Origin of the sequence: Lentilactobacillus rapi DSM 19907 = JCM 15042, from assembly GCF_001436255.1 — a bacterium.
In the GTDB taxonomy this organism is placed as follows: Bacteria; Bacillota; Bacilli; order Lactobacillales; family Lactobacillaceae; genus Lentilactobacillus; species Lentilactobacillus rapi.
The window spans coordinates 1-24,547 of record NZ_AZEI01000062.1; the positions used below are offsets into that span (position 1 = coordinate 1).

Here is a 24,547-nt window from a genome sequence, read left to right on the forward strand (position 1 = left end):
GTCAAAGTTGAATGCTTACTGTGATAGTATACTGGACGGACATAATTAGTATTAGCAGTAATGTAACCCGTCATACCATCAGATTTACTATGATGATTGACGTCACGGACTTGATATCGGAGCACGTGATTCTTGCTATACTTGTAATTCGTCACCACAAACATTGGGCGATTAACCCGGGGCTTTTTAGCGTAACTAAACTTGCGGGCGCCTTTGGTAAAGTTATTGCTTCGATACAGATAGATGTGTTTCAAAGCGTAAACGGCTTCACCTTTTTTGGCAACCAATTTCCCGCTTGGCTCAGCCGGTTCTGGAGTTGGAGTCGGGGTTGGTTGTGGGTTTGGTGTTGGTTCTGGATTTGGCTGAGGTTCTGGTCCCGGACCTGGATTAGGGTTGGGTGGCGTTACCGTCTTTTGATAGTAAAAGATGACTGGCGTGGTATTGGCCGTTAAAGTGCCGGTTAAATTAGTTGGCATCTTGGATTTAACCAGGGTATAGGATTGGCCGTTAATCGTCAGGGTATCCGGATAATAAGGCGGATCAATTTTATAGGGGTCATTAATAGTCCCGTGAACCACCTTTTGCTGGAGCAACTGATTATTATCATTATCCAGGTAGTTAATATTCAAAGTGGTATCATTAGCAAATGACTTGCTATAAACCACGTCAATGGTACCACCACCATCAGGAATGATTACCTGGTTTTGGTTAACGACTTTATGATCATTAACCACATATCCGGGAATATCAGGCACAGTGACATATTGACCGACATCATCCTTACCACTAACATCGTGACCTAACGGATTCCCGTTTTGATCAACTGGGTGAATGGTGTACGACACCGTGGTGGCATCATAAGCCACTCGAATATCCCCACCGCCTTCTGGCACGGTGACTTGATGATTTACAACTTGGCTATCATCAACATTGTAGCCGGTAATGTCTGGCACTGTAACCTTATCACCAGCCATACCGGTTTGTTCCGTTGGCGTGTAAGTTGAAATGTTCTGACCGGTCTTTTTATCATAAGGAATAATGCGATACTTAATCTGAGCAACGTTAATTTCATATGGAATATATTCATCGAAAATGGTATAGACCGGGTTGGTAGTAGTATCTTGATAGCCTAAATATAAATAATACTTATACGGATTTTGAATTATTTTGGAATTATAACCATCGTCAAATGGATAATTGGTTGGTCCGGGTTTTACCTGCGAAATGATATTACTATAAGTCATACTGCCATCTTTTTGCCAGGTATTGCCGGCGCCGATATAAAAGGCCTGCGCAAACTTGTTATCCGAATCCAGGGAAAAACCGTCAGCCCAACCGCTATCACCATCAGCGTAGCCCAATTCCCCTCGGTTGGTATAAGTCATTCCTTGTGGTAATTTATTGTTAAACGGCTGAGTGACGGTAATCGTATTGGTTGCGGAATAGATTACCGGCAAAACGAGTTGTTGCCGGAAAATAGCAAAATTTTTGGTATATTGACTCATTTTCAGTGAAGAAAAATCAGAAATACAATTATATTGAAGCCGTAAATCAGTTACTTTGCTTAAATTAGCTATAGGTGTGACATCAGTAATTCGATTACCGATCAGCGTAATATTTTCCAAGTTTTTACAGTTAGCCAAAGGTGAAATATCAGTAATATCAGCGTGGTAGAACTTAGAACCGAAGTTAAATGTAGTGCTTAAATCAATTGTCGTTAAACTGGTCGCATATTGTAAACCTTCCAAAGAATAGTTGCCTGGGTTAATACTCTTTGGACCAACCGCACCATTTCCCCCGTTATAAGGACCCAACGAATCGTAAAACTCATCGTCGGACCCATTACCGAACCATTGTAAAGTTTTTAGCTTTGACAAAGCTGTTTTAAATGAATCCACTGTGAAATCACTCAACTGAGCATTCTGAGCAGCTAAATCCTCATCTTTAAGATTATACAAAACTAACTGCTGTAACTTTTCGTTGGGCATTACTTGATCCAGCGCCGGATTAGTATCTTGCTCATCCGCATATACTACTACGACTGGTGGCGTACTGCCAATTGGCACCATTGATACTGAGAATAGGACCATACCCACCAAAAATACAATTGGCACCAACAAACACTTAATTAATTTCATCGCCTTAACCCCCTCACAAAAAAACAAACCATAAAATTCCCCTAAATCCATTATAACTGATTCCCGTTAAGCGGGCATTGTTTCCGCTTACATTATTGTTATAAATGAGCATAACTTTTGCCTCATTTGCAAAAACATCTATTATCTTTAAAGTAGCCTTTTCCCATCCCAACCAATAATTCCGCCCCCGTTATCGTATATTATATGTATAAGCCAAAAGGAGGCGCCACAATGACCCAAACTAACCAACTACTCGAACGACTGAAAAAAGAATACGCCAAGATTCTCAAGGATAACCTTGTTGGCATCTACCTCCACGGATCTTACGTCATGGGTTCTTACAACGAAGAAGTCAGTGATTTAGACTACATTGTTGTTGTGAAAGAGCCACTCAAATTCAGTGACAAACAACGACTCATGAATGTCACCATCAAAAGGTTATGGCCGCTTTCACCACAGAAGGGCTTGGAATTCCACGTCCTTCTGCTTGAAGATACAAGCCATTTTACAGATCCGCTACCCTTTGATTTCCATTTTTCTCAAATGCACCTCGCAGAATATGCATCGAATCCAGATAAATATATCAAATCAATGCATGGCAAGGATCCCGATTTAGCCGCTCACATTACCATTCTCAACCGCTACGGCCAGGAGTTGATTGGCGCACCGATCGAAGAAGTCTTCAGTGAAGTTCCTTCAGCGGACTATTGGCGAAGTATCACAGCGGACATTAACGATGCCGACCAAGAAATCCTCAGCCAGCCCATGTACATTGTCCTCAACCTTTGCCGGGTTTTAGCGTACGAGCAAGACAATCTCGTGACATCCAAATTAACTGGTGGCGAATGGGGATTAAGGGCCTTACCAGAAAAATACCACCCCATTATCCAAGCAGCCTTAACAAAATATACGTTAGCTAGTTCAAAGGATCCGTTTGATAGCATCCGTGCCACTCAATTAGATCAATTTGCCCGTTTGATGCTAAAGAAAATAAGACTGAGGCAATAGGCGATTTGATCCCAGCCTAATTGCGATCATTCTTCTGATCCATCAACTTCAAACCCGTTTGAACAAAGTCTTCTCCAAACGCCGCCACTAATAATCGTTGCCAATCCGTTGGTACTGCCAACTCCCTTAAGATCGGTTGAAGCCACTGATTGGTCGGCAGTAATTTCATTAATGAATGCTTTGTAAATTGAGAAAATAACAAGTTTCTTCCATAGAAAGTGGCCAGTCGCTGCTGAAAATTCGGTACCGCCACTGGCACTAACAGGTTATTGGCATTATTTCGATCACCCAAATAGAGTTGGGCAGCCAAGAAATCAGTCTTCAGATCAAACGAAACGGCTTTATGGGCCGCTGCCATCGCTGGTGCCATCCGGATAAACCAGATTAACTTGTGTTGCTCCAACGTCCGCAACAAATGAAGTAGCGCTAAATCCAATTGGCTTAATCGAAATTGGTTCGCCTGCATTGCCGGCCGCGTTAAACTAACTTTAATTGCTGCAGTTAACTCGTCAAAATCCCCGGGATCATCCCAGAGCACTTCAACCTGCTGCGCATGTGCTAACCACAATTCATGAGTGGCCACTCGCAATGTGAGCCAATTCATTTGACCATTTTCGGCGACAATCTTTAACAACCAGTAGGAGCTGGCTGTTGAGCGCGCATAATTGCTGGCAACCAGCTCCACCCCTGCAGGTAATGTAGCGATAATCGTTTGCTGCAATCGTTGCCGGTACGCATCATCCATGGTAAATTGATATTTCCCGTTATTCGGTCGTAACTTGGCCAAAGCTGTCATCCCAATCGTTCTTTAAATTGATTGTAGCACGCATTTTAATCAGCAAATTAAAAAGCAATCCCCGAAGAGATTACTTTACACTTAGGTGGCATTTAATTAATCGAGCGTTTCCGGTTTAGCTGCCTTCTTATTGTTCAAATTGGCCAAGAGGAAGAGGACCGTTCCAACAACTAAGAGGATAATGGCAATGTAAAATCCCATGATCTTCGAACCAGTGGCATCCGAGATACTACCGGTTAGTGCCGGGGCAATGATCGATGACATCATCCCAAAGAAGTTAAAGACACCAAGGGTTGTGCCAATCCCAACTCGCGGCGCATTTTCACCCAACCAGGAAATAATAATTGGTTCGACGGCCAACTTACCAAGGAAACCATATAAGACCAGCGCGATCAATAAGAATGTTGGATTAGTCGCCTGAACAGTTGCCAGCAGCATTGCGGCAGCCAGAAGTTCCAAGACAACAATGAATTTGATCTTTTGATTCATAAAGCGGTCGGCTAATTTACTGAAGAACAAGGCGCCTGGAATCGAGGCGAAGGCAACTAATGAGGCTGAAAAACCAATGGCAGTTCCTTTGAATCCGCGTTCGGTTGCCAGAAAGTTCGGGAGCCAAGTGACGATCATGTAGTAAGCGTAACAGGTAGCAAAGTACAGTAGGTAACTAAAGAACATCTTAGGTGCCAACAAAGTACCAACTGAAACTTTTTCCTTTGGCTTCTTTTCAGTCTTCTTCTCAAGAGCGGCTTGAATCACTGCCACATCATCCTTGTTACTGCGGATGATGGCTTGAAAAGCAATCACCATGAATAGAATCATCGCGATTGAAATGTACATCATCACTTGCCAAGGCATCCCCTGTTGAGCAACCAAGAAACTTGAAAGAATCATGCCAAGTCCCGAGCCAACTGCCGAGCCACTGTTCACAATCGCTGTCGAGAAGCTCCGTTTGTTGGCCGGAATATTCTGATTGGTGAGGGAGTATGCTGACCCGTAGAAGGAACCACATCCTAAACCAGCCAGTAAACTACCTAAATAAATGATTTGAATTGATCCGGCCAGCGCAACGATTAACGCTGCCGCCGCAAACAGTAAGAAGCCTGGGATCAGAACCCGTTTCTTACCGATCTTATCAACCAAAAATCCGGCCGGTATCTGCATAACCACATATCCTAAAAAGTAAAAACTAGAAATGGATCCTAGGGCAGTGTCTGAAACATTACCACCCAATGAGGCTCTAATCTGTGGGTAAACGGGGGCTAAAGCAGACCGGTAGACCCAAATTGCGATCCAACCAGCACATAATAAGATAACGATCTTTTTCCAATACGCCATTCCAGTGTGGGGTTTACTTTCGTCTCTTTCCATCATCAATTCCTCCAATAATAGCTTTACTCATTTGGTAAGCGCTTTCAATTATAATTATAACGGCTGCTCTTTTAAAAACACTGCCCATTCTGAACCATAATGGATAAAACATTGTCTAAAGTGGCTAAATATGGTTTAATGAATAGAGATGTAAGCGCTACCGTTATGAAATTGGAGGCATTTTACTTTGACGACATTAGAACAATTACTCGACCTGCCACGATTCTCCGACTTGGAAATCCTTTCCGCCCATAAGAACCTTGAACGCAAAGTGGAAAGTGTCGAAATCACTGAAACTCCCGACGTTGCAAATTTTATTCCCAAGAACGCCATTGTCCTGACGACGGCAATGATCTACAAAGATGATCAATCAAAAATGAAGCACTTACTTGATACCCTCGTTTCTAAGGACGTTGCCGCGTTAGGGATTAAAGTCGGCCGATTCATTGACGATATTGACCAAGATGTGGTTGATTATGCCTCGAAGGTTGATGTCCCCATCGTCAAAGTCCCCAGCAGCCAACCATTGGGAAGACTGTTATACCAAATGTTGAGTTATATCTGGGACGCTAAGACTGAACAGCTTACTTATGCATTAGATATTCAGAAACGCTTCTCGGGCCTGCTTATGCACGACGTCAATTTAAGCCGCTTTATCGCCGAACTCGGAAAAATCATCAATGCCCCGGTGATTTTACTGAGCCCTTGGCACAAAGTCATCAGCAATTCTCAATACTTTTCCCGCTCAGACCATCCGGCTTCGTTTTACATTGAACAGATTGATGACCACCATTATGACAAAATCAATGAAGGCAATAGTTCATTTATCGTGAAAGACTTGAAGGGTGAAAACGTCCAGGTGCTGGGATATCCAGTGAATGTTGACACGTATTTTCCGTTCCACTTAATTATCTTGAAACCCGAACAAATTCCTTATCCTGTGTCTGAGTTTGCTATCGAGCAAGCGATCCTCGTCTTGACGTTCATTTTGTTCAAGAATTACAAAGTCGATGAATTCTTCGATATCATGAAAAGTGACTTCCTCTCTCAATTGATTAAGGCAAAAACGGACCAAACTCACGACCACCGCAATTGGGTCGACTTAGGGTCGCGCTATGGCCTTGTTCACAGTAAGTATTATCGCTTGGCCCTGGCCTACTGTGTTCCTAACAAAGACAACAAGACCAAGCTGATTTATCGCCAAGAAGAGGCTGCCATTGCCAAAAAATGGCTGGAAGCGCAACTGCCACTTCGAATTAAGAATGTCATTATCTTTAAGGTCAAGAACACCAACGAAATTGCTTTGCTCTTCCAGTCGCAGGAACCGGATGCCAACAAAGTTCTTCAAACACTGGCGGATGAACTCAAAGAGGCACTGTCAATCCAGCTATGCTTTGCATTTGGAAATCCCTATGAAGCAATTACCAATATCTCCAGTTCGTTTATTGAAGCAAAATCAGCACTGGATGAAGCAACCCGGCTCTTCAACCCAAATGTTGTAAATTATTACCATCCAAAGGGGCTGGTTGGCCTTTTTGAAAATACAAACGAGGAAAGTATTCACTATTATTGTGAAAAAATACTCAAAGATTTAGCCTATCCAAACGATCAATCCCAAAAGGAATTAAGAAATACTTTGAAGCATTATTTGGATTACAACTGTGAAATTACTAAAACTGCCACAGCGTTGTATCTCCACAGGAACACAATTAAGTACCGGATTAAGCAATGTGAGAAATTACTGGGGCTGTCCGTCAAGGATCCGGAGAATAGTTTGAATCTACGGTTGGCATTGGAATTGTCAGAATCGGGCAACGAATCCAGTGAGCAAGCGGAACCTGGTGCCTAAAAATTGAGCAGAAGTTCTTAGCTACCAACAAATTAATAGCAAAAAAGGGGACCCAATTGAAATCCTAAAATGGATTTCAATTGGGTCCCTTTTAAGAGCCGCGTCAGAGCGCTCACTGTTTTAGGACAGCTCCGCAAAGCAGAAGTCTGCATGTAAGCACCACCGAGAAAAATTCCAGAACCGGGAATTTCTCTCGCTGGAGACTTACATTCCGACTTCTAATCGCTTTGATCCGCTCACTTTTTCTACTGTGCTGTATATCCGCCATCTACGACGAATTCTGCACCAGTTGCGAATTTGGATTCATCTGAAGCCAAGTAGACACAGATCCAGGCAATATCATTCGGTTCGCCAATATGGCCCATTGGTGTCTTGCTTCTTTGCGACATCATTTCTTCTGCACCCTCAAGATCGTCAACTAACGGAGTCTTGATATAGCCTGGGTGAACGGTGTTAACTCGCACGTCATAATCTTTTAAGGCACAATCCAAGGCAGCTGATTTGGACATGATTCGCACGGCACCCTTTGAAGCATTGTATGCACCCAAGTTCGGATCGCCGACAAAACCTTCGATCGAGGACATGTTGATGATTGAAGCGCCGAGGTTCTTATTCTTCATTCGTTGAATTCCCAAGCGGGTTCCAAAGAATACCCCGTCCAGGTTAATTGACTGTAATTTGCGCCATTCTTCAGTTGTCGTTTCTTCAACGCTCTTGCTAACCGCAATTCCAGCGTTGTTAACGATTGTGGTCACTTGGCCAAATGCTTTTTCAGTTTCATCAAATAATTTGGTCCAGCCTTCTTCATCTGAAGCATCGTGCTTGATGAATTTGATGACATCCGGTCCACCAACTGATTTTGCGGCTTTTTCACCAACATCAGCGTGACGGCCAGTAATGACCACTTTGGCACCTTCTTCAACAAATTTATCAGCAACAGCCAACCCAATTCCTAAAGTACCACCGGTTACAATCGCAACTTTTCCTTTTAATCGATCTGTCATTTGATTACCTCCGTTTTATAGACGATATCGAGTACCAATGAAGTGATTTATTTCACAAACTTATAATACACTATTTATCTTCTTTTGTAAATTATTTTCTTTTTATTTGAAATTAATTTTCATCATGACGCATAACTGATTCTCGTTCCGGCTTTACCTTGTAGGGCGAGGTCGGCTTCATCTAACGCGCAAATAATGGCTGTCCCGCCAGTTTTGGCGAATCCAATTCCCGCTTCAATTTTCGGTCCCATACTTCCCACAGAAAAATGGCCATCTGACAGGTATTTCTCAGCCTCAGTAACTGAAATATCCTGGAGCTTTTCTTGTTCAGGCTTCCCATAGTTAATATAGACATTGCTGACATCCGTCAAAATCATAAAGATATCTGCATTCACTTGTTCTGCCAATTTGCGGCCGGTGCGGTCCTTATCAATGACGGCCTCAACGCCACACAACTGACCTTCATTGGTTTGGTAGACCGGAATCCCACCACCGCCACCAGCAATGACAATGATATTTTGCTCGAGCAGATGGACAATTGAATCGATCCCATGAATCATCGAGGGCATTGGTGAAGGCACAACCCGTCGATAGCCCCGGCCGGCATCCTCAACCATAATCCAGTTCTTTGTTGCCTGTAGTTGCTTAGCTTCTTCTTCTGAATAGAAAATCCCGATTGGCTTGCTTGGATTCTGGAATGCCGGGTCATTTCGATCGACCTCAACTTCCGTCAGCAGCGTTGCAACGTTGGCCGAAGATTGATTCTTCCGCAATGTATTTTTCAATGATTGTTCCAGCATGTAGCCGATAGATCCCTGGGTTTCCCCATTACAGGCGTCTAACGGGAAAGCCGGCACAACGTCTTTGGCAATTTCATTTTGTTGTAAAATATTTCCAACTTGCGGACCATTCCCGTGGGTCAACACAATTTCATAGTCCATTGCCTCTATTTTGGCGATCTGTTCCGCACTCTTGCGGACATTTTGCATCTGAATGTCAAATTCTGCCGGTTGTTTTGGCTGTAAAATGGCATTCCCGCCGATCGCAATCACAACTCGCTTAGCCATCAAATACCCCCTTTCAAGTTATCAATTAAATTCATATTCACAAGTTCACAAATGTACTTTGAACAAAAGCGCAGAGACGATACCAGATATCGTGTCAATGCCCGATGTATTGCCGTAATCAATTGCATCGTGTAGCAACTCATCTATATCGTTAAGTGCGCCTTTGCCTGATAGATAATCAGCAATCTTCAGTACAGCACTGCTAAACCGTTTGTTCAACGCATGATTCAAATAATGGCGACTAATATCCGTCGTGTATCTGTCCGTCGCAATCTTTGATCGAATTGCTTGGTGGAGGGATTCAGTGGGCTCAACCAGCCAATCGATTAGCAGCCAGCCCAACAGCAGGTCATCCCCCGAGGGCGTCAACCCCCGGCCGCGGCCAGCGAAGAAATCAACCCCGCGTTGCACATTGGCAGCCTCAGTTAACCAGGTTAATTCGGCTTGGAACGGTGAGGCCGCTTTACTCAACAAGGCTTGAAATGGCTGGTTTAATCCTGTCATCTTATTGAGCTGCTGGGCAGCCCCAAGCAGATATTGCGCCCTGGTGCCATCGATTTTAGTCGCTTTAAGACTCACATCGTAAGTCTTTGACAGCTCAATTTGCCAGGTTTCAGTAGCCGTCGTGATTTCAATCAGCTGGTCTGCAAACCGAATGGATTGGGCATCATTTATTTGGGCCAACAACTCATAGAATTCTGCCTTGGGGATATAAACCCCGCCCGGAAACAGCTTGGATTGATCCCAAGCCACCAGGATAAGAGGGTTATGCTGTCGGTCAGTGAGATTAAAGGTGTGCTTAAATACACTGTGGACAAACCAGTCTCCCCGTTCCAAATCCAATAAGTCCTGATCCGCATATGCCTGTACTTTTCTCATGATTCATCAAACCCCAACTTCAAATCCGAGTTTCTCCGCGTAAGCTAAGACTGCTTTTTCAAAACATTCCATTGGTGGGTTAACGGTTCCGGCACCGATTTGGCCAAGGCCGGCTTTCTTATTGGCAATACCAGTATTAATGACCGGCAAAATCCCAGTTTCAACCACTTTACGAGCATCAATTCCAATCGAAATCCCCTTGAAGTCCCAAGTTGGAATTGGGAAATTCGGATTAGATGCGGTAGTGATTTCAGTCATTTCTTCACTAATGTGGAGGGCATCGAAGAAACCACCCGTGCCAATAAAGCGGGTCACTGCAGGGGCTGCGATCATCGCAAAGCCGCCGACACCAAATGTTTCGGTGATGGCACTGTCACCCATGTCCGGAGACGCATCATCTTCGGAGAATCCTGAGAAGTACAGCCCTTTTGGCGTGTTAACCGGACCGGTAAACCATTGGTCACCCATTCCAGAAATTCGAATCCCAAATTCATAACCGTTCCGGCACATTGCCGTGACAATCGTGCCTTCTTGAACTTGGCGGGCACCATCCATGACGGATTTAGCAGAGGCCATCATAATATTCAAGAAAAATTGATCGGTATCAGCTAAGAACTGGATCACGTCTTCTTTGTCTTTCTGGTTAATATTTAGTTTGACAATACTTGGGGACATTTCCTTTAAGAATGCCAGTGAAGCGGCAATGTTTCGCTGATGGAATTCATCCCCCATGGCAATCGCTTTGGCAATCAACACGTTGACGTTTAGCGGTTCACGCATTTGCATGGCTTCGCTCAAGGTTGGTCCCAAAACATCTCTCATCCATCTTAATCGATTAATCACTTCCGGACCGTTGGCGCCAAATCGGAGCACAGCACCAATGCCTTCGTTCATTGTGCAATAAGCACGGTTGCCATCTGTTTTGTTTTCAACAATAAAGACCGGCATATTAGCAGACGTAATCCCACCCATGGGACCAACCGCATCCACATGGTGACATGGGATCAGCTTGACTTCGCCGCTCTCCATCAAGGCGCGGGCATCGTCTTCATTATCAGCCCAACCTTCAAAGATGGCAGCGCCGATGCAGGCCCCTTGAACCGGATCAATCATCTTGTCGTAGGTAATTGGTGGACCCGCGTGCAGCAGAACCTTGCCATGATTGAACGCATCAATGACCTCTTTTGCGGGGACAACATCCAGCAAGAATGGCGAACCGGCAATAATTTTTGAAATAACGGCATTGTTGGCTTCTTCTACATTTGCATAGACCATCCCTACACCTCCACTTTCTTGTTCAATGACACTTTGTTCAAGAAGATTAAAGCCTTCTGAAGTTCCACGTTCCCACCAGAAACTGGATGCCAATCGAACTGAACGGCATGGCCACCATTTTCATTAATGGCTTTGGCGAAACTTTCCAACCCAACGTTGATAAATTTATCCACCGTAAGCAACTTCTGAAGATCTTCAGAAACGGCTGGCATGACGGCATCGGAAGCTTCTTCAGGTAAAATCGGCTTGAGATCTTCATGCACCGGCTTGCCAACCAATGCTAAAGCGGTCTTAACGGCTTGGGCATTGCTTTGGCAGAGAATAACTCCGGCATCCTGTAAAATCTTCTGTTGATTATGGTAATCTTGAGGGTCCAAATCAGTTCCGACAATCGTGCCAATAACTGGCAAGTTCCGCCCTTGAGCCTTCGCGTCGGCAATCACTTTCTTGATGGCGGGTTCTAATTCACCGGCCATGTTATCATGCGCACCATATCCGAGGACGATATCGATCAAGATTGCGGCTGTTTCCGGGTCATTACCGGCTTCAACCATCATTTCTTTGCGTTTAGTCGCGTCAATCATCGGATGTGGCCGACCCTGGGTGTAAACATCGTCGCCTAAATCGATGACTTCATAGCCTTCCTTTTTAAGGATATAGCCATCACCGGCATCTTGGGCATTGAGACCCAGGGCATCGTTCATCAACGTTGCAGCTTCGTATGCCAGCGTGCCACCAGAATAATAACCCTTGATGTACTTCTGCTTAGGGTCCAACTTGATCGTTGGAACTTCCAACTGATCGTCGATGGCTTCCGGCTGCTGACCATTTAACAGGTCAACGGCAATTCGGGCAGTTTCTTCCAAAGTGTATGCCCGGTAGAGGCCTTCTTCATGAGCGGCTGGCTTTTCGCCGAGGAAAATGGCGACAACTGGCTTGCTGGCAGCCCGAAGTAAGGCAACGACGTCATCGCGAACCTCTTTGGCAGGTGGCTTGGAAATCGCCACGATGACTTTAACATTCGGATCTTGATCAAGTAGGGCAACTGCATCCTTGAAGGTGGTTCCTTGAACGGCAGCCTTTAAGTCACGGCCACCGGTTCCAATCGCATTGGTCACCCCGGCACCCAGCTTGTGGATGATGGTTGAAACTTCCTGAATTCCAGTTCCAGAAGCACCAACCATGCCGATGCCGCCCTTGCGAATTCGGTTAGCGAATGCCAATGGAATCCCATTAGCAATCCCAGTTCCACAGTCAGGTCCCATCAACAGCAAGCCCTTTTCGTGGGCAAGGTTTTTCAAGCGGGCTTCATCTTCGATCGTCACGTTATCGCTAAAACAGAAAACGTGTTTGCCGGCATCCAAAGCCTTTTCAACTTCACCGGCCGCATAGGTGCCTGGCACAGAAATCAAGGCAACTGGCGCGTCTTTGCCCAACTCTAAGGCTTTATCCCAAGTCTTAACCCGTTGTTCATCGTCAGTGCCTTGATCATCAGCTTGGCCCTGTTCATCCAGGTATTCCTTCGACTTTTCAATCACCTCATCGACTAAGTCATCGCTGTCAGCATCGAGAACGATCACCATATCGTTTGGAGAAGCTTTTTCTAATTCATCGGTTGCAAGCCCACCAGTTTTGAAGATATCTTTGTTGGCGGGGGTCCCCATCATCACTTGAACGTTGTTGACGCCATCCAAAGTTTCCAGATAGTTCGTCAGCAGCATTAGGACGATTGAATCTTGATAACTATTTTTTTCAATAATTGTATGGAGCATGGACTCACCAACTTCCTTTCCTAAGCGAAGGCACCTTTACCATCGTATTCATCCAAATGAACTACGTCACTCTTCAAATACTCATAAATATCAGTGGCAACTTCAATGCCATTCTTCATTGCTTTTGCGTATCTAATCTGGCTTCTTTCTCCAGGTAGATAGACTTGGTCATAGCCTTTAGCAGGTGGCATCGAATGCAGTTCATCGATCATTTGCGAAACCCGTTTCTTAAACGCTTCTGGATCAGTAAACTTAGCTGGATCCATTAAAATATACATTTGACCCAAGTTCCGTTTTTCAGTCAGATCATGATACATTGAGGAAACGTGCTTGCCAAATGGTAATCCCAACAGCGAGCCTGACAAGACATCGATCATCATCATCAAACCATAACCTTTAGGCCCGGCGATTGGCAATAATGCCCGTACATCATGAGGATTGGTGGTTGGATTACCTTCAGCATCCACTGCCCAGGTATCCGGAATTGAGCGGTTCTTGGAACGCGCATCCAGCACCTTGCCCCAAGCTTGCACCGTGGTTGCCATATCGAACACAAGCGGCTTTTCACCATTGGTTGGTGCGGAAAAGGCAAACGGGTTGGTTCCAAAGTAGGTTTCACTGCCACCAAATGGCACCACCATTGGATCCGATTGGCACATGGCGATTGCAGCCAAACCTTCTTCAGCTGCCCGTTTAACATAATATGAAAGCATCCCACTGTGACCTGTTCTGGCAACACCAACGATTGCCGAACCGCTCTTCTTAGCCATATCAATGGCATAATCTAGCGCAACGTTGCAAACGTATTGGCCCATGCCGTTATCACAATCAACCACGCCGGTTGAATCGCTCGTTGGCTTGAAAACGATGTTTGGATCGAGGTTAACGCCGCCTTTAGCAATTCGTTCTGCGTAATAGGCAACCCTGACAGTTCCATGGGAGTGAATCCCACAGGCGTCTGCATAAGTTAAGTGTCGGGCAGTTTCTTCGGCATGAGCTTCTTTTAGCCCGGCCTTCATAAATTTACGTTTCATTAATTCTTGTAATTCTGCTGCATCAACTAATGTGGTCCCGGCTGTTTCTTGCATGATAAGTCTCCTCGCTTAGTTGTGATTTAGATTTCAGGATCTCGGTTGGCATCTTTTGAGTAGACGTAAGCTAATGGTTCACCCCGGCCAACTGCGTAGGCGGCTTGTGGTACATAAGAAGCCATGAATAAGTAATCGCCCTTTTCAACGGGGTACCAATCGTTGTCCAAGTTATACATGCCTTCGCCAGAAATCAGATAGGCACCGTGCTCCTGAAAATGAGTCTCGATGTAGCCGTGGCTTGCGCCTGGTTCAAATGACAAAATGTGAACGTTCATATCGAAGCCAAGTTCTTTTGGCAGGAAGTCCCAGAGCAACACATCTTTCATGCCTTCATATTCTTCCGGCTTTTGATCCTTGGTATTGCCAACGACCTTGTGGGCTTCGTAGCCTTCAAGTGGCTGATAACGTTTCTTGTAGAGGAAGACCTCGGTTGGTTCATCTTGAGCGTTTTCCATCATCATTTTGACGCCAGCTGGATAATAAGCGTAACCGCCAGTTTCCAAGACGTCTTCTTCCTTGCCATCGGTTACTTTTAATTTTCCCTTTACAACGTAGGCAACTGTTTCAATGCCATCACCGCCGAAGCCAGTGTGTTTGCCACCCTTTTGGAAAGTCGCAATATAGTCGACAAATCCGGCACCAATTCTTGGTGATCCCAGAATCGAAACGTCCACGTTCTCAAATCCAGGAATGGTATTCTTAACCAAGCCATCGTGAGGAATGATTGCGAAACTGTCTTTCTTAATAACTGCCCGTGATGCTAATAAAGTCTTTTGGTACCCTGTTCTGTCGTTTTTATATCCCATGATAAATCCTCCCATTTTCTAATAAAACTTATTTATAGGCTAATTGATATAATGTATCGGCTAATAATTGAACACCGGTCACTAAGTCTTCAAATGGTGTATCTTCTGCCGGATTATGACTAATCCCGTCAATACTTGGCACAAAGATCATTGCCGTTGGATAGAATGGTGCGATAACTTGTGAATCATGACCGGCACCACTGTGCATGATGCGATATTTGTAGCCTTCAGCTTTGGCTTCTTTTTCGATTGTCGCCACAATCTCATCGTTCAATGGAACGGGAGCTTCATCCATCCACAAATCAATGTCAATCCCAAGCCCTTGTTCCTTCGCGGTTGCCTTCATCATTTCTTCTAATTCTTGAGTGAAGTTAACCAGGAATTCAGCATCCGTATGGCGGCAGTCCATCGTGAACAAAACTTCGCCCGGAACCACGTTAACGGTGTTTGGCTTGACCGCAACCTTCCCAAACGTGAGAACCAATGGATCCCCAATTTCATGAGCACGATCCAAAGCCTTTGAAATGATCTTGGACATCCCATAAACTGCGTCGTGACGATAACTAAGTGGCGTGGTGCCGGCATGGTTGGCCTCGCCTTTCAGCGTAATGTTGTAACGGCGTTGGCCAGCAATGTTATTAACGATCCCAATTTGTTCATGCTCGTGCTCTAGAATGTCACCTTGCTCAATATGCTCTTCAACGAAGGCTTTGATATCATCTCGACGCGTTTGCTTAGGCTTAAAGTCAAATCCTTGGCGATGCATTTCATCGACAAACTTGTTACCTTCAGCGTCCGCAATGTCTTTGACTTCATCATCATTGGCAACCCCGACAAAATTTTTACTTCCCCAGAATGCCATTGGGAAGCGGCTGCCTTCTTCTTCGGCCATCGAAATGACTTCAAGAGCACGGCGTGGTTGACCATACTTTTCAAGCAGATATTGAGCCGCGGTCAGCGATGCAACAACGCCAAATTGGCCGTCAAGCTTGCCACCGTTCACAACCGTATCAATATGAGAACCTGACATAATCGTTTCATCTGGCAAATCAGTTCCTTCGATGCGACCGAACAAGTTCCCAACTTCATCAAATTGAGTGGTCATCCCAAACGATTCCATTTGCTGTTTCACATACTTTTGTGCCTGCAGCCAGGAATCGGTATAGAGTAATCGGGTCATCCCACCGGTTGGGTCACTTCCAATAGAAGATAAAGCTTTGAGTCTTTCATCAACATTCTTAGCAATTTCTGAATTCACTGTCTTATCGGTTGTCATGATATAGCCCTCCTTGTATTACGTTACAAATATATTGTATGCGCTTTCATGACAGACATCATTGGTTACTTTGGCTAAATCTATGAACGGATTTGTCGGTTCCTGTTCAAAATAACCAACCGATCTTATGATCCAAAACAGGCCATCACCTCCAAAATCATTTTCTTAACGAAGCCGGATTGCCAGAAAATCCAATCCCAGCTCACTGACATCCAAGCTCATTTGTTATCTTTAGTGTAATCGTTTTCAAAACGAATGCCGTTGTCTATATTGCATAAATATATCGGATTTTAGTGCATTACCTACAAAAGAATCAGTAACTGAAAATCGGTCGTCTGAGACCAGTCAAAAAGCGGCCCCCATTATATCCAAAATTGGATTAATGAGGACCGCTTAATGATCAATACGTTCATTCAGTTACCTGGGCAAGTTAATTTAGCACAGCTTTATGAGCCTTATCAGCCTGCTTTTCATCTACAGACTTGGGGCCATTCTTGATAAATTGACCTGGGAATTCCTTGATCACACCTTGGTCTTGGCTATAAATTGTTTGGCCTCTCAAAATAGTTTGAACCACTTGAGCACCAATCTTCTTGCCAATGTATGGGCTGATCTTGTTACGATATTCTAATTCATCTGCTTCCAAAGTGTAAGGGGCATTTGGTTTGATAAGTGCAAAGTCAGCATCTTTACCAACACTGATACGGCCCTTTTGATCCAAATGATAACGATCTGCTGGATTTGAACCAATGATCTCACCAAATTGCTTCAGTGACATGCCCCGTTTTTGAACGGCTTCATCGAACATCACGTCAACGTCGTTTTGAACGCCGGCGATTCCACCCCATGCTTCAAAGGCGTTGTCGGTATCCTTCAAATCTGGCGTACATGGTGAGTGATCAGAAGTGACAAAACTAATGCCGCCTGATTCAACTCTTTGCCAAAGGGCATCTTGCTGCGCTTGTTCACGAATTGGTGGTGAACATTTAACAACTGGGCCAATGGCATCCAATTGATCCTTTGTGAAGTAGAGGTAGTGGACACATGTTTCACATGTAACATCGACACCTTCAGCTCTAGCCTTGATCACTTCGTCAACGCCTTCTTTACAAGCAACGTGACAGATATGAATTCGACAGCCGGTTTGTTTTGCCATGAAGATTGCCTTGCGAATAGCTTCAACTTCTGTAAATGCTGGGCGGGTGTCCACATAATCTGCTAACGTCGTTTTGCCTTCAGCTTTAGCGATTTCACCCAGTTTATCGGTAATCGCAGCATTTTCTGCGTGGATTGCCAGCACTTTACCGGTTTTGGCAACTTGCTTCATCCCTTCATATAAGGAATAATCATCCACGTTTTGGAAATCGCCGTCGATTGAACGGTCACCACAAGTTGCTAGGAAGCACTTGTAGCCTGAAACGCCTTCTTCATCCAATTCTTGGATGCCGCCGTCCAAATTGTATGGTACCAATCCGCCGAAGGAAGCAACATCAACCTTCAATTGATTTTTACCAGTCTGATATTTTAGTTCGATACTCTTCTTATCCACGGTAGCTGGAACCTGATTCAATGGCATTTCCATGAATGAGGTTACTCCACCCTTGGCACAAGCAGCCGTTCCGGTAACGTATCCTTCCCATTCATCACGATAGCCACCGCCCATTGGGGTAATGTGAACGTGGGCATCAACCATCCCCGGGCTCACAACTAATCCCTTGGCATCAATGACTTTGTCGCCATCAAGATCTGCGCCAATTGCAGTAATCTTACCATTATCAACGGCAACGTCTGTCTTGACACCACCGTCTTCTAAAATAACTAATCCGTTCTTAATAACCAATTCATGACTCATGTTGTTTCCTCCTTCGAGACTGACTGAGGTTCAAGACCCCAGCTCTATCCAACTTTGCAGTAGGCAACGCACGTTCTAATCATCAATCGTTTCTAAAGCTTTCTTGGGCACCAGCCGTTTCAATGCGAGGTAAATAATGAATGCTGAACCAAAGCCAACAAACCATGAAACGTCTGAAATCCCAGATAATGCCGGAATAAATTGACCGCTAAGTGACAGCAGCAACGCCAGGATTGTGGCAACGTAGGCCTCCCGGTTGATTCCGTGATACAAAACATCCTTATTGTTGGTATCCAAATCCATATACAAATCGTCCAAGTCTTCGTGCCGTTTGTGAATGAAGAAGTAGTTGGCAATCATCACTCCGGCAACGGGTCCCAAAACTGCCCCGATTGAGTTTAGGAAAACGAAGATACTATCTGAATTTTCCATCAACTTCCACGGCATGATCAAGAAACTAATCAGTGAAGCAATTAATACCCCACTCTTGTAATGAAGTCGCTTGGGGAACAGCGCCGTTAGCTGGTAACCTGCTGGAATGATATTTCCAGTGGCATTGGTTGAGATCGTTGTCAGTAAGAAGACGGCCATTGAAATAATGACGGCTGGAAAATTGTCCCATCGTTCGATGATATTTAACACATTCCATTCTTCAATGTGATAATGAATCGAACCGCCAATCAGAATCACCACACTGGAAAAGGCAAAGATTAAATATCCCAGTGATAATCCCAACGTTTGGCCCACCACTTGGGCGCGGGTAGATTTGGCATTTTGAGTAAAGTCAGAAACACTCGTCCCTGGCGCTGCCCAAACGGCTAATACTGAGTTGAAAATGATAAAGTAAACCAGAATTGGATTGACGTGAGCGGTCGCTGACAGCCGGTAGGAAAGAATCGGTCCCAAACCGCCGGCAGCTGAAATTGCCCAAATAGCCATGCCACCGAATACAACATAAATCAGTGGGCTTAAGATGGCGGTAAACTTGTTCAAAATGCCCCCGCCGCCAATTCCAACGAGTACGTTCAAAATCCAGAAAATGGTAAAGGAAATCAATCCTGGAATGCCAATCCCTAAAATTTTGACCGAACCACCAAGATGTAAGAACCCTGGCCAAATTTTACCAATCATAATCAATAATGCAAGTGAACCGGTGTACGTCTGCAATCCAAACCAGGCGATAGCAGCGACGCATCCCCGCAGGAACCCTGGGAGTTTAGCACCAAAGTTTCCGTAGGCTGATCGGAGATGCATCGCAAACGGAATCCCGTACTTTGACCCCACAATCCCGTTCAGGGACATGAACGCTGATACGAAAAATGCGCTTAGGAACAGGGCAATCATGACGTTCAGCGGTGACAATCCCAAGAATAGGAAGCCCCCGACCGCGGCATAGTTGGGAATATTATGAATGGATCCCATCCATAACGTGAAGTAATTCCCCGCTCCCATGTTGCGTTTATCTTTGGTCTTGGGAAGTAAATCATCATTATAACCGCGCTTTTTATACTCGGTTATTTGGTTTTCAGTTACTTCGAAATCGTCTCTTTTCACCTTCAAAACCCCTTACATATAGCCAGTCGACCACCTTTGTTAAAGGAATCAGTTTAGATAAACAACTTCCTCGGCAATTACTAGTTAAAAATAGATAGACCAATCTGCGCAGATCGTTGTTCTTGTTCATATATGAACTTGTGGAACTAGTACAAGCAAAATGATTCTGTCATTTATCAATTATTATTGTAAGCGTTTTCTTTGTTGGCTGCATTGTTCAGATTGGACAATTTAATAATTTGGTTTGTCTCATAACATTTTTTAGATTTGTTAGAATGACCAGTAAGAGATCCTTTGAAAGGTGGCATGCAAAGTGGAAATTCAGACGATTGAACTAGACCAATATGAAACGGCTTCAATTAAAGCAACGATCTATCACGGTACCGCCAACAATCAAAGCCCCATCTTATATCTCCATGGCGGTGGATTAATATTCGGCAACCGTAATGACTTACCTACCGACTATATCGAAAAATTTGTCGCCGCCGGGCATCCCTTTGTGACCCTCGATTACCTGCTGGCACCGGAATCCAAGCTAGACGTAATCTTGACTGTCTTGAACCGATCCATTAACCAGTTAAAAGCCCAATCGCTGATGAATGATGACTTGGTATTAATGGGCCGGTCGGCAGGGGCTTACCTAGCCTACCTCTTAATTCGCGATGGGCTGAAAGCCAATGCCTTAATTGATTTATACGGATACTCTCGACTGGATTATCCCGAATTCCACCTGCCGGCGCCCTACTACAATCAATTTCCAAAGGTCCTGCCAATGGCTGCCCAAGCTCAAGTGGGTGCCACCCCAATCTCAGCCGGGGAAATGAAGGATCGTTATCCAATTTATGTATCTGCCCGCCAATTTGGCACTTGGATGAGCATGGTCCTGCCAACTCAGCAGACCATTCCAGCCTATTCCTTGACAGCTGAAGCGTTGAACCAACTGCCTAAGACCATCATGCTCCACAGCACCGATGATCCGGATGTGCCATTTACTGCGGCTCAAAACGCCGCGGCAATCATGACTGCGGCAACCTTAGTGCCGGTTCCAAGTCAAGAACATGACTTTGACCGGGAAGTGACGGCTAACAATCTAGCCTACTATGATCAGATCATTGACTTCATTTCTTAACACAATCGATTTCACAGCTGTTTCGACGACATTGCGTCTATCAATTGATGGTGATTATGATGAGAATTACAGCTAAGCAGACTCAAAAGCGCCAAATTTTACAAAATATCTTCCACCAAAAGGGCCGCGTGACCGCCATTGTCGGCTCGGCTATTTTGACATTAACTGCAATTTTGATTTCAAATTTGCGGCTTTCCGTGCTGCTCTACTTAGTGGCTTACGGCATTGTTAGTTATCCAATCATCCTTGAATCGGTTCGCAATATGTTTCACGGAGAATTCTTTGACGAAAACGTCTTAATGACAATTGCCACGATCGGTGCCTTGGTTCTCGGCGAATATCCTGAAGCCGTCGCGGTGATCTTGTTCTACGAAATTGGGGAGTTGTTTGAAGATGCTGCCATTAGTCAATCCCAACGGTCCATTTCATCATTAGTCAAGCTCAAAGCCCAAACGGCAAACGTAAAAGTCGCGGCTGGCATTCAACCGGTCAAGTTGGAAGCTGTCTCTCCCGGCCGCACCATCGTGGTCCGGCCAGGAGAACGAGTGCCATTGGACGGCAAACTTGCGAGTGAGACTGCAACCGTTGATATGTCGGCTTTGACCGGTGAATCCGTACCTAACGACCTAAACGTGAACGATGAAATCTTGAGTGGAGCAATTAATCTATTCAATGCAATCGAGGTCCTGGTCACTAAGCCATACGAGGACTCCACGGTCGCTCGAATTTTAGATATGGTTGAAAACGCCAGCAGCAAAAAGACGCCGACTGAAAAATTCATCAAACGATTTGCGAAGGTTTATACACCATTAGTTGTGCTGGCGGCCATTATCTTAGCAATCGTCCCACCCCTATTTTTTAATGAACCCCTCGTCACCTGGGTCAACCGTGCATTGGTCTTTTTAGTCATTAGCTGTCCGTGTGCGTTGGTTATTTCAGTGCCGCTCAGCTTCTTTGGCGGCATCGGGGCCGCTTCAAAGCAGGGGATTTTGGTTAAAGGCAGCAATTTCTTGGAAGTCCTTCATCGCCTAGATACCGTTGTTTTCGATAAAACCGGCACCTTAACGGTTGGTCACTTTTCAATTGATCAAATCACGCCAGCACCCGAATTTACCCGCGATGACCTGCTGACTTACGCCGCGATTGTCGAGCAGCATTCCACCCACCCCGTTGCGCAATCAATCGTTGCAGCTTATCATGGTGACCTCCAACAATATCCAGTAACGAATGTGGCTGAAAAGCCGGGTTTTGGGATCACAGCCACCGTTAACCACCAAAACGTGACGGTCGGCAACGCCAAAGCCCTCAAGCAGGTGGGCATCAAGCTAAAGAACGACCAGCAGGTCACCACCGTATTTGTCGCAATTGATGGTCAATACGCCGGTTCAATTTCAGTTACCGATCAACCAAAGCCCGATTCCAAGCAGGCAATTAGCCAACTTAAACAACACGGCATCAAAAGAACGGTGATGTTGACCGGCGACAACCACCAAATTGCAGCCCAAATTGGCAAACAGCTTGGAATTGACGAAGTTCAAGCTGAGCTGCTCCCGGGAGATAAGGTTAAAGTTGTTGATTCATTGATACAAGACGCCCATCAGAACAAGCACTGTGTTGGCTTTGTTGGCGACGGGATTAATGATTCACCCGTCTTAGCCCGGGCAGATGTCGGCATCGCCATGGGTGGCCTTGGCTCTGACGCCGCAATCGAAGCTTCTGACATCGTCATCATGACGGATCAACCCACCAAGATTGTCAAAGCGATCGATATTTCCAAGCGAACCAAAACCATTGTTTGGGAAAACATTATTTTTGCACTCATTGTTAAAGGCATTTGCTTAATTCTTGGAGCGTTGGGAATTGCCGGCATGTGGGAAGCCGTGTTCGCAGATGTTGGCGTCACATTACTGGCCGTGATGAACGCATTGCGACTCCAGACCCTCACCTAATTTTTGATAAAAGATAAAAAAAGAAACCACAATGTGTTGTAATGGATCATTAACTTCTCAGCTAATGATGCGTTACCATTGTGGTTTCTCTTTGTGTTTCACATGAAACATCAATCTATCTCTATGTGGAATTCTTTGGTTATGGTTTTAAATTAATAACGGTTAATTTCTCTCGTGACATTGAAAGAATACTGTTGTGGACACCCTGGGTCCCCATTCCTGAGGCTTTAACACCTAAGAATGGGAAGTTATCAGGTCCCCGTTGTGGCCGACCATTAACTTGGACGGTCCCAACTTCAACGGCCCCAGCAATTTCAAGCGCTTTGTCAATATCTTGGGTGAAGACGCTGGCCTGCAAACCAAAATTTGATTTGTTGGCAATTTCAACCGCTTGATCAACTGAGTGAACTCGGATAACTGGTAATACTGGGCCAAATGGTTCAATCCAGGCAATATCCATGTCCTCGGTCACATTGTCCAGCAACGTTGGTTGAAGTAAATTGCCATCCCGTTTGTTACCACTGACTAAAGTGGCCCCTTTATCCAAGGCATCATCAATCAATCCCTGAACAAAGTCAGCAGCCTTATCATCAATCAATGGGACGATCGCACTGTCGTTAACTGGTGAGCCAACTGACAGGTTTTCGACCTTTTATTTTAACTTGGCAACAAGTTCATCAGCAACTTTGTCGTCAACCAGCACCCGTTTAACAGCGGTACAACGTTGACCTGAATATGAATAAGCACCTTTGACAATGTTATCAGCCGTCTTATCCAAATCCGCATCGTCGCACACGATTGCTGGATCCTTACCACCTAATTCAAGGACCAACGGAATCATAATTGATTTCTGTGACAAATGCTTACCGGTTTGGGTACTGCCGGTAAAACTAATCATATTAATGCCTGGATGTTCGGTTAAATAATCACCGATTTCAGAGCCATGACCCGTTATCAAGCTTAAAATGCCCTTAGGAAAACCAGCCCGATCCAATGCCTGAATCATCTTAATGCCAGTAATGGAACCCTGAGTTGCCGGCTTGAAAATAACGGCGTTACCAGCCATTAAAGCAGGCGCAATTTTAGACGCTGCTAAATTAACGGGGTAATTGAATGGTGAAATTGCAAGCACAACTCCAAGTGGTACTCGTTCAATGATTCCTAATTTATTTTTGGAACCGCCGGGAAAGCCGTCGCCACGAACACTTTGGCCATGCATATGCAATGCTTCTTGAACGGTGTAACGAACTAAATCAATAGTCCGTTGAACTTCACCTTCAGCACTCTTGAAATTTTTACCAACTTCATTCATTAATGAAGTTGCAATATCGTCCTTTGCTTCTTCGAGTTCATCCGCCCAACGGTTGAGATACTGACCGCGGTCGCCGAGTGAGAGCTTAGCCCATGAACGTTGGGCTTCTTTAGCTGCTTGAATACTCTCATCAACTTCTGGCTGAGTGACGGCCTGCACGTTGCCGATCACCTCATGTTTCCAAGGTGACTTAATCGCAATTGTTTTTTGAGAATTACTCTCTCGCCATTCTCCTGTGAGGTAAGCTGGATAAGTTTTAACTTCATTTTTTACGCTATCCAAATCAATTCTCCTCTCCGTCATTCAATATTGATGACATCAAAATCCGCCTTCATGCTTCTTAATTATGAAAGTGAATTATGTTCATTAAAATAGATTTTACAATATTTTTTCATTAACTTCCAATAGTTTTCACATTTATT

At 44.8% G+C, this 24,547-nt stretch carries 17 protein-coding genes and 1 pseudogene; 4 read left to right on the forward strand and 14 right to left on the reverse strand.

Annotation, left to right across the window (positions count from 1 at the left end; genetic code table 11):
- Nucleotides 1-2,138, reverse strand: a 2,138-nt coding sequence (locus FD12_RS07170) for a MucBP domain-containing protein (RefSeq protein WP_056982356.1), incomplete at its 3' end; no start/stop codon positions are given.
- 231 nt (nt 2,139-2,369) lie between these two features.
- Between FD12_RS07170 and FD12_RS07175 the strand changes: the two genes are divergently transcribed.
- Nucleotides 2,370-3,146, forward strand: a complete 777-nt coding sequence (locus tag FD12_RS07175; RefSeq protein ID WP_146985924.1) for an aminoglycoside adenylyltransferase domain-containing protein — start codon at nt 2,370-2,372, stop codon at nt 3,144-3,146.
- 16 nt (nt 3,147-3,162) lie between these two features.
- Here the strand turns inward: FD12_RS07175 and FD12_RS07180 are convergent, their stop codons facing one another.
- Both FD12_RS07180 and FD12_RS07185 read right to left on the reverse strand, forming a co-directional pair.
- A complete protein-coding gene (locus FD12_RS07180) occupies nt 3,163-3,933 on the reverse strand; it encodes a hypothetical protein (RefSeq protein ID WP_054748278.1) in 771 nt (256 codons plus the stop codon).
- A 105-nt stretch (nt 3,934-4,038) separates the two neighbouring features.
- Nucleotides 4,039-5,310, reverse strand: coding sequence for an MFS transporter (locus tag FD12_RS07185; protein WP_054748241.1), 1,272 nt, complete (start codon nt 5,308-5,310; stop codon nt 4,039-4,041).
- A gap of 187 nt (nt 5,311-5,497) precedes the next feature.
- On the opposite strand from FD12_RS07185, the gene FD12_RS07190 reads away from it, so the two are divergent.
- Nucleotides 5,498-7,159, forward strand: a complete 1,662-nt coding sequence (locus tag FD12_RS07190; RefSeq protein ID WP_056982359.1) for a PucR family transcriptional regulator — start codon at nt 5,498-5,500, stop codon at nt 7,157-7,159.
- A gap of 245 nt (nt 7,160-7,404) precedes the next feature.
- Here the strand turns inward: FD12_RS07190 and FD12_RS07195 are convergent, their stop codons facing one another.
- From FD12_RS07195 to allW, 10 genes are all read right to left on the reverse strand, one after another.
- Nucleotides 7,405-8,163: an NADP-dependent (R)-specific alcohol dehydrogenase gene (locus FD12_RS07195; protein ID WP_054748243.1), complete on the reverse strand. Its 759-nt coding sequence runs from the start codon at nt 8,161-8,163 to the stop codon at nt 7,405-7,407.
- Between the two features lie 122 nt (nt 8,164-8,285).
- On the reverse strand, nt 8,286-9,230 hold the full coding sequence (gene arcC, locus FD12_RS07200) for a carbamate kinase (protein WP_054748245.1): 945 nt from the start codon (nt 9,228-9,230) through the stop codon (nt 8,286-8,288).
- A gap of 45 nt (nt 9,231-9,275) precedes the next feature.
- On the reverse strand, nt 9,276-10,109 hold the full coding sequence (locus FD12_RS07205) for an oxamate carbamoyltransferase subunit AllH family protein (RefSeq protein ID WP_056982362.1): 834 nt from the start codon (nt 10,107-10,109) through the stop codon (nt 9,276-9,278).
- 6 nt (nt 10,110-10,115) lie between these two features.
- Nucleotides 10,116-11,384 carry a YlbE family protein gene (locus FD12_RS07210; protein ID WP_056982364.1) on the reverse strand — a complete coding sequence of 423 codons (1,269 nt, stop codon included), beginning with the start codon at nt 11,382-11,384 and terminating at the stop codon, nt 10,116-10,118.
- Nucleotides 11,385-11,386: 2 nt separating this feature from the next.
- Nucleotides 11,387-13,156 carry an acyl-CoA synthetase FdrA gene (gene fdrA / locus FD12_RS07215; protein WP_056982366.1) on the reverse strand — a complete coding sequence of 590 codons (1,770 nt, stop codon included), beginning with the start codon at nt 13,154-13,156 and terminating at the stop codon, nt 11,387-11,389.
- Between the two features lie 20 nt (nt 13,157-13,176).
- The gene (gene allD, locus FD12_RS07220; RefSeq protein WP_056982368.1) at nt 13,177-14,244 is read right to left on the reverse strand and encodes an ureidoglycolate dehydrogenase; all 1,068 of its coding nucleotides are present in this window, start codon (nt 14,242-14,244) and stop codon (nt 13,177-13,179) included.
- Nucleotides 14,245-14,270: 26 nt separating this feature from the next.
- Nucleotides 14,271-15,053, reverse strand: coding sequence for a (S)-ureidoglycine aminohydrolase (gene allE, locus FD12_RS07225; RefSeq protein WP_054748251.1), 783 nt, complete (start codon nt 15,051-15,053; stop codon nt 14,271-14,273).
- A 28-nt stretch (nt 15,054-15,081) separates the two neighbouring features.
- Nucleotides 15,082-16,329: an allantoate deiminase gene (gene allC, locus FD12_RS07230; RefSeq protein WP_054748252.1), complete on the reverse strand. Its 1,248-nt coding sequence runs from the start codon at nt 16,327-16,329 to the stop codon at nt 15,082-15,084.
- A 430-nt stretch (nt 16,330-16,759) separates the two neighbouring features.
- On the reverse strand, nt 16,760-18,181 hold the full coding sequence (gene allB / locus FD12_RS07235; protein WP_056982370.1) for an allantoinase AllB: 1,422 nt from the start codon (nt 18,179-18,181) through the stop codon (nt 16,760-16,762).
- Nucleotides 18,182-18,256: 75 nt separating this feature from the next.
- Nucleotides 18,257-19,735 carry an allantoin permease gene (gene allW / locus FD12_RS07240; protein WP_056982372.1) on the reverse strand — a complete coding sequence of 493 codons (1,479 nt, stop codon included), beginning with the start codon at nt 19,733-19,735 and terminating at the stop codon, nt 18,257-18,259.
- Nucleotides 19,736-20,048: 313 nt separating this feature from the next.
- On the opposite strand from allW, the gene FD12_RS07245 reads away from it, so the two are divergent.
- Nucleotides 20,049-20,864, forward strand: coding sequence for an alpha/beta hydrolase (locus FD12_RS07245; RefSeq protein WP_054748254.1), 816 nt, complete (start codon nt 20,049-20,051; stop codon nt 20,862-20,864).
- 56 nt (nt 20,865-20,920) lie between these two features.
- Nucleotides 20,921-22,813: a heavy metal translocating P-type ATPase gene (locus FD12_RS07250; protein ID WP_225427267.1), complete on the forward strand. Its 1,893-nt coding sequence runs from the start codon at nt 20,921-20,923 to the stop codon at nt 22,811-22,813.
- Nucleotides 22,814-22,952: 139 nt separating this feature from the next.
- On the opposite strand, the pseudogene FD12_RS07255 reads toward FD12_RS07250, so the two are convergent.
- Nucleotides 22,953-24,428, reverse strand: a pseudogene (locus FD12_RS07255) (NADP-dependent glyceraldehyde-3-phosphate dehydrogenase).
- Nucleotides 24,429-24,547 lie beyond the last annotated feature (119 nt).

What these genes read in the sequence shown, in the direction of transcription:
- FD12_RS07175 (WP_146985924.1), top strand. Translation starts at nt 2,370, where the DNA reads ATGACCCAAACTAACCAACTACTCGAACGACTGAAAAAAGAATACGCC.
- FD12_RS07185 (WP_054748241.1), bottom strand. Translation starts at nt 5,310, where the DNA reads ATGGAAAGAGACGAAAGTAAACCCCACACTGGAATGGCGTATTGGAAA.
- FD12_RS07195 (WP_054748243.1), bottom strand. Translation starts at nt 8,163, where the DNA reads ATGACAGATCGATTAAAAGGAAAAGTTGCGATTGTAACCGGTGGTACT.
- arcC (WP_054748245.1), bottom strand. Translation starts at nt 9,230, where the DNA reads ATGGCTAAGCGAGTTGTGATTGCGATCGGCGGGAATGCCATTTTACAG.
- FD12_RS07205 (WP_056982362.1), bottom strand. Translation starts at nt 10,109, where the DNA reads ATGAGAAAAGTACAGGCATATGCGGATCAGGACTTATTGGATTTGGAA.
- FD12_RS07210 (WP_056982364.1), bottom strand. Translation starts at nt 11,384, where the DNA reads ATGGTCTATGCAAATGTAGAAGAAGCCAACAATGCCGTTATTTCAAAA.
- fdrA (WP_056982366.1), bottom strand. Translation starts at nt 13,156, where the DNA reads ATGCTCCATACAATTATTGAAAAAAATAGTTATCAAGATTCAATCGTC.
- allD (WP_056982368.1), bottom strand. Translation starts at nt 14,244, where the DNA reads ATGCAAGAAACAGCCGGGACCACATTAGTTGATGCAGCAGAATTACAA.
- allE (WP_054748251.1), bottom strand. Translation starts at nt 15,053, where the DNA reads ATGGGATATAAAAACGACAGAACAGGGTACCAAAAGACTTTATTAGCA.
- allC (WP_054748252.1), bottom strand. Translation starts at nt 16,329, where the DNA reads ATGACAACCGATAAGACAGTGAATTCAGAAATTGCTAAGAATGTTGAT.
- allB (WP_056982370.1), bottom strand. Translation starts at nt 18,181, where the DNA reads ATGAGTCATGAATTGGTTATTAAGAACGGATTAGTTATTTTAGAAGAC.
- FD12_RS07250 (WP_225427267.1), top strand. Translation starts at nt 20,921, where the DNA reads ATGATGAGAATTACAGCTAAGCAGACTCAAAAGCGCCAAATTTTACAA.